The organism is Pseudoalteromonas sp. KS88 (genome assembly GCF_004766475.1).
Taxonomy (GTDB): Bacteria; Pseudomonadota; Gammaproteobacteria; order Enterobacterales; family Alteromonadaceae; genus Pseudoalteromonas.
Genome location: NZ_PYHV01000007.1, coordinates 241,359 through 250,879 on the forward strand (window position 1 = coordinate 241,359; position 9,521 = coordinate 250,879).

General features: G+C 39.7%; 11 protein-coding genes. 5 read left to right on the top strand and 6 right to left on the bottom strand.

All coding sequences use genetic code 11. The features are described from left to right. Positions 1–8: 8 nt before the first annotated feature. Positions 9–920 (bottom strand): arginine deiminase-related protein, encoded by a 912-nt coding sequence (locus tag C7Y70_RS04560; protein ID WP_135473540.1) that lies wholly within the window; start codon positions 918–920, stop codon positions 9–11. Next, positions 917–2,008 (bottom strand): ornithine cyclodeaminase, encoded by a 1,092-nt coding sequence (locus tag C7Y70_RS04565; protein WP_135473541.1) that lies wholly within the window; start codon positions 2,006–2,008, stop codon positions 917–919. The genes C7Y70_RS04560 and C7Y70_RS04565 overlap by 4 nt, the downstream gene beginning before the upstream one ends. Positions 2,009–2,175: 167 nt before the next feature. Here C7Y70_RS04565 and C7Y70_RS04570 point away from each other — a divergent pair, with 167 nt between their 5' ends. The 3 genes from C7Y70_RS04570 to C7Y70_RS04580 all read left to right on the top strand — a co-directional run bounded on the left by C7Y70_RS04570 (position 2,176) and on the right by C7Y70_RS04580 (position 4,402). Continuing rightward, positions 2,176–2,607, top strand: coding sequence for an Lrp/AsnC family transcriptional regulator (locus C7Y70_RS04570; protein ID WP_054201566.1), 432 nt, complete (start codon positions 2,176–2,178; stop codon positions 2,605–2,607). Positions 2,608–2,682: 75 nt separating this feature from the next. Then, a complete protein-coding gene (locus C7Y70_RS04575; RefSeq protein WP_099293276.1) occupies positions 2,683–3,393 on the top strand; it encodes an AraC family transcriptional regulator in 711 nt (236 codons plus the stop codon). 151 nt (positions 3,394–3,544) lie between these two features. Next, positions 3,545–4,402 (top strand): EamA family transporter, encoded by an 858-nt coding sequence (locus tag C7Y70_RS04580; protein WP_135473542.1) that lies wholly within the window; start codon positions 3,545–3,547, stop codon positions 4,400–4,402. Between the two features lie 71 nt (positions 4,403–4,473). On the opposite strand, the gene C7Y70_RS04585 is transcribed toward C7Y70_RS04580, so the two are convergent. From C7Y70_RS04585 to C7Y70_RS04595, 3 genes are all read right to left on the bottom strand, one after another. Beyond that, complete coding sequence (locus C7Y70_RS04585; RefSeq protein ID WP_135473543.1) at positions 4,474–5,460, bottom strand: patatin family protein; 987 nt, start codon at positions 5,458–5,460, stop codon at positions 4,474–4,476. Between the two features lie 181 nt (positions 5,461–5,641). Then, positions 5,642–6,640 carry an LLM class flavin-dependent oxidoreductase gene (locus C7Y70_RS04590; protein ID WP_135473544.1) on the bottom strand — a complete coding sequence of 333 codons (999 nt, stop codon included), beginning with the start codon at positions 6,638–6,640 and terminating at the stop codon, positions 5,642–5,644. Positions 6,641–6,940: 300 nt separating this feature from the next. After that, positions 6,941–7,141, bottom strand: a complete 201-nt coding sequence (locus tag C7Y70_RS04595; protein ID WP_135473545.1) for a hypothetical protein — start codon at positions 7,139–7,141, stop codon at positions 6,941–6,943. Between the two features lie 135 nt (positions 7,142–7,276). Between C7Y70_RS04595 and umuD the strand changes: the two genes are divergently transcribed. Further along, complete coding sequence (gene umuD, locus C7Y70_RS04600) at positions 7,277–7,690, top strand: translesion error-prone DNA polymerase V autoproteolytic subunit (RefSeq protein WP_135473546.1); 414 nt, start codon at positions 7,277–7,279, stop codon at positions 7,688–7,690. Beyond that, positions 7,678–8,940, top strand: coding sequence for a Y-family DNA polymerase (locus C7Y70_RS04605; protein WP_135473547.1), 1,263 nt, complete (start codon positions 7,678–7,680; stop codon positions 8,938–8,940). Before umuD ends, C7Y70_RS04605 begins: the two co-directional genes overlap by 13 nt. Here the strand turns inward: C7Y70_RS04605 and C7Y70_RS04610 are convergent. After that, positions 8,935–9,402: a hypothetical protein gene (locus C7Y70_RS04610; protein ID WP_135473548.1), complete on the bottom strand. Its 468-nt coding sequence runs from the start codon at positions 9,400–9,402 to the stop codon at positions 8,935–8,937. The two genes, C7Y70_RS04605 and C7Y70_RS04610, sit on opposite strands and share 6 nt — an antisense overlap. Positions 9,403–9,521 lie beyond the last annotated feature (119 nt).

Consider the following 9,521-nt stretch of genomic DNA (forward strand, 5'->3'; position numbering starts at 1 on the left):
GTGGTAGGTTATTTACTTTGCAGGTGTATACCCGCAATCATGCATCTAACCGAACCTCCCGCCGACTCTATGGTTGGTATAGGTAACGGAACAAGTTTAGCTGTTTTTTGTATTGCTGCTTTTTGCTCGGTTGTAAGTGCATTAAACGCCGTTTGTGAGAGGGCTAAAATACGACCATTTGTACCTTGTAGCTCTATTGCATTGCCGCAAAAGCTATTTATTTGCTCATTAGTTAAGTTTATTACTTCTAAATGGCTTTGTTTAAAATAGCTAGTTAATTGTTTGTGTTGACTATTTGGCACCATATTTAAGCTGATCATGGCAAACTCTGTGGCTACACACATCAGTACATTAGTATGATAAACCGCAGTACCTTGCTCATCGTAGGCATTAAATACAACAGGTTTTAGCTTTAATTGCTCGCATACTGTATTAATCACAGCTTTAGTAGTGCGCTTCGATTCTACTGCATAAGCAAGCTTATGTGGGTGGTCAATAACAAGCGATCCTGTGCCTTCTAGAAACGCATTTTCTTTCGCTAAAAATGAATAATCAGTCACAGATAACACTTTATATTGATTAGTCAAAAAATCAATAATATCTTTTCGATATTCTAACCTTCTGTTTTCTGCGTACATTGGGTATATAACTAGCTCGCCACTTTGATGAGTAGAAAACCAATTATTTGGAAACACAGAATCGGGCGTGTGTGTATGTTCGTCTTCAAAAAGATGAACTGTTACGCCCTCGTTTTGTAATAATTTAACCGCATTAGTTACTTCGTCAAAGGCAAGCTGGCTCTGGTTTTGTGAGTTGCAGGTACTTTGAAACGTGTTGTCTAACATAGTTTGTGGGTTAGATGTAAAGTGATGCGGGCGCACCATAACCACCGCTGTTGGTGCTTGCTTTATGTGGCTCATGCAACTTGCTCTTGCTTATTTGTTTTTGATGTTTTTGATGTTTGCACACTATTAAGTACCGAAAATAAATTACGCGGATCGGCTTGTTGTGTAATTAAATCAAGTAATGAAAACTCACCCGCAACCACCAGCGCGTCTTTAATATAAATCAGCGCGGTAAAGTCTTCGCTCGCAAAACCTACCCCATCAAAAATAGTAAGCTCATTGTTATTTGTACGCCCAGGTGATTGTTTATTAATTACTTTATGAAACTCAGTCACGGCAAAGGTTTCGTCCATTTGCTGTATTTCGCCCTCTACTCTGGTTTGCGGCTCATACTCTACAAACACATTTGCGCGCGCTAACAATTGCGAATCAAGCTCTGTTTTACCAGGGCAATCGCCACCAATCGCATTAATATGAACACCTTGCGGGATCATATCGCTGGTTAAAATAGTGGCATTTTTTTTATCGGCTGTGCAAGTTGTAATAATGTGCGCACCTTGCACGGCTTCTTCTGCGCTATTGCATATAGTTACATTTAATCCATAGCCACTTAAGTTGTTGTAGGCTTTTTTAGAGGCGTTTTTATCAATATCGTATAAACGAATGTGGGTAATGCCTATTACAGCTTTAAAAGCCAATGCCTGAAACTCAGACTGTGCACCATTACCAATTAATGTAAGCGTTGTTGAATGTTTGGGTGCTAAATACTTTGCCACAAGCGCCGATGTAGCCGCTGTGCGTAAGGCCGTGAGTAAGCACATTTCGCTGATCATAACCGGATAGCCGCTATCAACATCCGACAAAATACCAAACGCGGCCACGGTTTGAAGTTCTTTAAAGGTGTTTTTTGGATGACCATTTACATATTTACAGCTAAACATTTTACCGTCGCTTACGGGCATAAGCTCTATTACGCCATCCGTAGAGTGCGCCGCATAACGTGGCGATTTATCAAATTCGTCCCAGCGAGCAAAGTCGCGTTCTAATCTTTGGGTAAGCTCAAGCAAAACGTTTTCTATTCCGACTTTATTTATAAGTTTGGCCATTGCCTGTACGCTAACAAATGGAACACCTTGTTTTGGCTCTGCTATAAAATGACTCATAAATACCTCTTTAATGACTAAATAAGTTAATTGAAATAAGTTTATAGGCCAGAGGTGACAGTTAAAATGCCAAAAGTTCATACAAATAGTATTATTTTTTAGCAAATTGCTATGCATTAAAGTACAAATTTAGTAATTTGTAATAAACACATAACCCAAGGCGTTTTATGACCCCGTACATTTACGACTCCTTAGATAACGCATTAATAGCCGAATTACGAAAAGATGGCCGCGCTTCTATTTCAGCCCTAGCCGATGTTTTAAAGGTGTCACGCGGGACGGTGCAAAATCGCTTAGACCGTTTAGTTTCATCGGGCGCTATATTAGGCTTTACGGTGCGTGTACATGAACACATCGAAACCGAGGCTGTAAGAGCAATAATGATGGTGGAAGTGGTGGGAAAATCTACATCGCAGGTAATTAAAACCCTTCGCGGCATACCAGAGCTAACAAAGTTACATACAACCAACGGTGCTTGGGATTTAGTGGCTGAAATACAGGCTGCAAATTTAGGTGAGTTTGATGGCGTACTTAGGCAAGTGCGCGAAATAGAAGGCATTTTAAATAGCGAAACCAGTATATTATTATCATCTACTTAGGTTTTATTAACGCCATGTTTTACTTAAAGTATTTTAGGCAATACTCGGGTTATTTATTAGGTAATGGAGTAGGCAATGAATAAGCTTTCTATTCGGTATTATTCGCAAGATATAAAGCGCCACCAGCATAATTACCATCAACTTGTTTTACCCTTACACGGTGAAATTTTCATAACGTTAAATAATGACTTTAAAACAACGGTTAGTACGGGTAGTTGTATCGTTATAGAGAAAAACGTGGTGCATGCCTTTACGGCCGATGAAGCCGCGCGTTTTATTGTGGCAGATTTAGACGCGCTACCTGAAAACCTTATTCATCTTTTATGCCCTAAAATCTCAATAGATAGTCGTTTATTAAGTTACTTACAGTTTATAGAGCAGCAACTGCTTTTTGTTAGCGATGAAAAGCTTACTAGTTCAACCTTTGATTTATTTTACTTATTACTTTGTGAGCAAAGTAGCCACAGTAATATTGATAAGCGAATAGATAATGTAATAACCATTGTTAAGCAAAACTTAGCGTACCCCTACACGTTAAAAGAGCTGGCCGATATAGCCTGTTTAAGCGTTACGCAATTTAAAACTGTGTTTAAAAAAAGTACCACTATGAGTGCACTGCAATATTTAACTATGTTGCGAATGCAGCACGCTCGCGCCCTTTTAACCCATTCAGACTTACCGATTGCTTTAGTGGGCGAGCGCATTGGTTATAACGATGCCTCTGCGTTTAGCCGCCGGTTTAATTTATACTTTGGTCAGCCACCTAAAGCATTTGCAAAGCAATAATATAGATAACCTAAACACGAGATAATAAATCAAGCTTAAGCAGAGCGTAGGTTAAATTACGTCATAGCAAACAATAACACCGTCTTTTTAGCACATTTTTTAAAAGCCTGTATTGATACACTCAGTAAATAGTATTTACGGAGGATAATTAATGGCAACACACATAGGTTTTTTAGCAATATTTTTGTGGGGGCTTTTAGCTTTACTGGGTAATTTAACCAAAGCGCTCCCTGCTTTTCAGTTACTTTTTATGTGTTTTGCACTCTCTTTTATTATTTTATTAGTAAAGCGTTTTGCTTCAAAACAGCCATTATTAACCCCTCCTAAGCTTTCTAAAAAACAAATGATAATAGGTGTTACTGGTTTATTTGGTTTTCACTTTTGTTATTTTATGGCTTTAAAGTACGGCCCCTTAATAGAGGTAAGCTTAATAGTGTATCTTTGGCCATTATTACTGGGTGTATTTGTGGCTACCCCAGGGTCTAAATTTAAAGCAATATTAGGGGGATTACTGGGGTTTTTAGGCACGCTTAGTTTAATTACCGATGGCAGTGGATTATCTATCAATAGTGAGTATTACTTAGGGTACTTTTTTGCAGGTTGCTGCGCAGTACTTTGGTCTAGTTATTCTTATTTAATGTCGCAATTTGATAGCCATGTAGATGACATAGGCTGGCTTTCACTTATTGTGGCAGTGCTTGCCCTTTTTGCACATTTTTATTTTGAAACGACCGTTATTAGTTTGTCTGTCTCACAATGGCTAGGTGCTATTTTATTGGGATTAGGCCCAGTAGGTGGTGCATTTTATTTATGGGATCATGGCTTAAAATTTGGTAACCGATCGCTATTAGCCTCATTGAGTTTTTTAACGCCGGTGCTCTCTACCTTTATTTTAATACTCGCCTTGCAGGCTCCCTTTAGTTGGTCAGTATTTATAGCTTTAGCGCTTATTTTATTAGGGGCGACGATTAGCAATAAAAAGCCATCGATAAGTTTAAAAAAAGCATAGTTTTAATTTTCCGAGTATTTTACCAACGCTTAAACTTAAGTGGTAATTTAAGTTTAAGCGTTGATACACAGTTACATGGCGTAGCTCTGTGCGTAATCTACTATACGTGCGTTTTGGCTTTCTAAATAAGCCCGGCCAGCCTTTACACCTAGCTTATGATCAAAGCGTAAATCGTCGTTAGAGCTGCCTAATAATTTACTGTGCAGCTTTTCGTCTGCAAAAATTTGTATAATTTCTACATCACTAGGCGGATTGGCTATAAATGATAGCTCGTCCAGATATGCTTGCTCGTGTTGAATCAAGTAATCAAGTGTTTTTGGGCAGTAGCCCGATGCACATGCAAATGTTCTAAGCTTTTGAACCCACGCAGTTTGCGCTTGAAAGTTCTCATCAACGGTTCTTATTACCACGATTTTTCTTGCGCCACGGTTATAGGCCTCTTTAACAGGTAGTGGCGCGGCAAGCCCGCCGTCTAAAAAGAAGTTATCTGAGTGCGCGTTATAATCAGTGATTTTAAGATCTTCATTAGCAGCAGGTTTATCAAGCCAAGGAGTTAATCTAACGCCTTGCTTATATAAAAATGGTAACGCGCTGGACGCTTTTAATAGCTCGCGCCATTGTTTATCTTCACCGGTTGGGGACAAAAAATACGGTTTTCTATCGCGAGCGTTTGTGGTTGTGATCAACAGTTCTCTTTCACCTAAACTTGTTTTAGCCGTTTTGAAATCAAGTGCACGATTAAACTCTGTGGTTTTATCAAAGTACCAATCAAGATCCACGATACTTTTACCCACAAGCCCTCTTCCTAATTGAAAGAATCGTTTGTTGCGAGATAAACCTCTAATAAGACGTTTAGCATAGCCTTTTTGGCGTGAAAGAAAACTAGTTAGGTTTTGTGAGCCTGCTGATGTGCCAATGAAAAGGTCGAATGGGTCGTATTGGTGCTCAAGCCATGCATCTAGTACACCTGCTGTGAAAATTCCTCGCTGACCGCCCCCTTCAGCTATCAATGCTGTTTTATTGAAAGTATCGGTGGTTTCAGGGTCTTGAGGTTTCACTATGAGCCTTCCTTTAAATATGTTTTTTAGTCTATACCTTCATTCTAATGAGTTTTTATAAAACGTTAAAATTGATTGTATGAATCGAACTGATTAATAAAACAAAACGGTAAACTGCATGGTTTACCGCTGTTTTGCTGTATAGCTACAATAGCAAGCGCAAAATGTATGCTTGCTTAATTTAGCTATTTTTTAATGTGGTTAAGATTTCAAGCGCTTTGTGTCTATCTTGGCTGTGGTATAGATCATTGGTAAAAATAAACTCATCGACCCCAAGCTCTTTTATTATCATCTCAAGCTTATGTTTAATGGTCGCTGGGCCGCCAACAACTGATAAACCTAAAAAGTTATCAACCTGTGCTTGCTCTTGCTCATTCCAAAGCTCATCCATACTCGTAACCGGAGGCTTTAACCAAAGAGCATGGCCGCGTAATAGTGCCAGCACTCGTTGTTTTGACGTGGTTGCTAAGTGTTGTGCTTGTTGATCTGTATCTGCTGCTACAACAGGTAACCCCAGCATGACATAGGGTTTGTCTAATACATCAGATGGTTTAAATTCGCGACGGTACAAGGTGATTGCATCGTATAAAAAGCGCGGCGCAAAGTGGCCTGCAAAAACATAAGGCAGGCCTTTTTCAGCTGCCAATTGGGCGCTATATAAACTAGAGCCAAGCAACAAAATGGGCACATTAGTGTTTTCGCCAGGTATTGCGCGTACTGGGGAGCCACCATCATTTGGGCCTAGTAATGATTGCAGCTCGGTAACTTCATCGGCAAAATTCTCAGCTCTGCGCTCATCACGTCTAAGTGCTCGGCTTGTTATATGGTCGCTACCAGGGGCACGACCTAAACCCAAATCAATACGCCCGGGGTAAAGGCTTTCCAATGTACCAAACTGTTCTGCCACGATAAGCGGTGGGTGGTTGGGTAACATTACGCCACCAGCACCAACACGGATATTACGTGTTTGCCCAGCGATATGCCCGATTAATACCGATGTTGCTGCACATACAATACCCGGCATATTGTGATGCTCAGCCATCCAAAAGCGATTAAAACCTAACTCATCTGCTTTTTGTGCATACGCAACACTGTTTGCCAGTGTTTGCGAGACTGTTTCATGCTCTTTCATTGGGCTAAGCTCTAACAATGAAAAGTGCATATTGTTAAGTACGCTCATAACACGCTCTATTTATATTCAATGTAAATGTAAAGTGGTGCCGTAACTTTATTTTTCAAATGCCGTTAAGGCATTTGATTGGTGCTGTTTTTCGACTTTAAAACCATCAGCTGTTATGCCTTGTTTCCAATAGGCTGAACACAATATTCTCGCGTTCAATCGTAAAGCGTTCACGTACGAGGGGGTTTATTTCACGCACCAATGAAGACTCAAGATGAACAATATCGGCTTGATATGACTTTGGCCTAATTGAGTGCTCACGGCATTAATTAAATCAGTGCTTGGTTGCTCGCTAACAAACTAATTAACGTGGTAGTTATTTTTGATTGTAGCTAAGTCAGTAATACCCTGCTTATCAGGTACATGAACGGTAGCACTGGCTGGTAACTCAGAGCTACCGTGTGACTGTACGAACGTGCCGATGAAAACGACAAACGTTGTTTTTTCTCGTTTACCGCTGCGGGTGAGCAGGATCAAAACCAAACTAATAATTTTTTGCATACAGCTAACACTATGATCAGCAATATAAAACATGAGTAAAATAGATCGTTTGCGCTTGGCATACTGATCTAACCCTTGGCATTTTAACTTGCCAAGTACTATACTGTACAAATATACAGTTAAGTGTGTTTTAGTATGCGTGTTATCCCTATTTATATCGAAGCTGGCGTGTGTGGATTTGAATCTCCTGCAGCGCAATACAAAGAATTAGGCTTATCGCTTGATCAATTATTAATAAAACACCCAGATGCTACGTTTATCGGTGTTGCCTCTGGGGAGTCAATGCAAGGCGTGGGTATTTTTGATGGCGATTTACTGTTAGTTGACAGAGCTGAAGACGCTAAAAATGGCGATGTGATTGTGGCCAATTTAAATGGCCTATTTGTGTGTAAATTACTTGATAGAACTAACGCACAGTTATTGTCAGCATCTCCTGCCTATGGGCCTGTTCAGCTTTCAGCCAGTGATGAGTTTCAATTAGAAGGCGTGGTCACGCGCTCAATTCGCCTACACCGTTTAAGCCCTGAGTTACACCAATGTATGCCCTAGTTGATGCAGTATCATTTTATGCCAGTGCCGAAAAAGTATATGACCCAGCTATCCGTACTAAACCCGTTGTGGTGCTGACTAACAACGATGGCTGTATTTGCGCTGTATGCCCTATTGCGCGTAAATTAAATATTCCTAAGTTTCAGCCCTACTTTAAAGTAAAACACTTACTTGCTAAGCATAACGTGATTGTTCGTTCATCTAACTATGAGTTATACGCTGATTTGAGCGATAAAATGATGAATGTAATAAGCCGCTTTTGTGACAATCAGCACATTTATAGTATTGATGAATCGTTTTTATGCTTTAACGGTTTTACACCCTTAATAAGTGATTGGCATCACTATGGACATCAGATCCGCCGTACCGTGTGGCAAGAAACCAAGCTTCCTGTAGGAGTTGGGTTTGGCCCAACCCCTACTTTAGCAAAAGCAGCCAATCATGCAGCTAAAAAGCTTAGTGGCTTTAATGGTGTTGCCGTTATTGATGATGAAAGCGCACGCAAACACGTACTAGGCATGATGGATGTAAGCGATGTATGGGGTGTGGGTAAACGGATTGCAAAAAAATTAAAATTAATGAATATACATTCAGCGCTTGATTTGGCGCAGCAAGAACCTCGGCGTATAAAAAGACAATTTAGTGTCGTACTTGAGCGCACCGTTAACGAGCTTAACGGAGTAACTTGTTTGAGCTGGGATGAAGTACGTCAAGATAAACGCGAAATATTTTCGACTCGCAGTTTTGGTAAGCGGTTAACTGATCCAATAGCATTAAAAACAGCATTAGTAAGCCACTGCGTTACTGTTGGGAAAAAGCTTCGCCAACAACGCTCTGTCACTCAAAGGCTTTTATTGTTTGTTGCAAGCTCCGCACACGAACAAATCTACTATAAAAAGTCTTTAGTCTATGACTTTGCAACCCCAAGCTCCGATAGTTGCGTATTAGCCAGTGCTGTTAATCAGTTATTTGATCAACTCTATCAACCTGGCATACAGTTTTATAAGTGTGGTGTGGGAGCGTTAGAGTTAAGCTCTGTACAATTTCAACAACCAGATTTATTTGCTGTGTCAAAAGATAATAGCAAGCTTATGCAATGCTTAGATACTATAAACAAACGTTACGGCAGTAATACATTATCATTGGCAAGCCAACAACAAACACAGTCATGGCATATGCAACGCGAGTACTTATCGCCCCATTACACAACTCGTTGGCATGCGTTACCTAAAATAACATGTGATTTATAAACGCTGCAGCTCAAAATTGCACATAACATCCGTATCTTCAACAGTGTATTGTAGTTTGTTACCCGCCAAAAAGCGCAGTGTTTGGCTACTATCAAGTGAGTCTTCAGGGTTGTCACACCGGTCATGACGAAGAGCCATGGTTATACCTTCACTGGTGTATTTAAATTTAGTCGTGACTAAACAAAAATTGGGCACTTTATTGGTTTGTGTACCGTTATGAAGTCCGTTAAATGTAATTAAATTACCTAAGCTAAAACCTAAATCAGGCTGAGTATCATCAAGCCACTTAAGTTGACCAGAATCACAAAAGGTTGGATCACCATTTAATAATGTGTAAGAGCCAGCTTTACTATTAAATAAGCTTTCAAACTTTGTTTTATTACTAGGCAAAACAACTTGTGCCTGAAGCTGAATTGTTAATAATACACAGCTACTAAGTAGTATCAGTTTAAAATAACGCATTAAAAAAACCATAATTTTTGCACGTACGAATATCATAACATACTCACAGAACACAATTTCAGATCCATATCATTTTACCCTAAAAGCAAAACCCCCGATAAATATCAGGGGTTTTGATT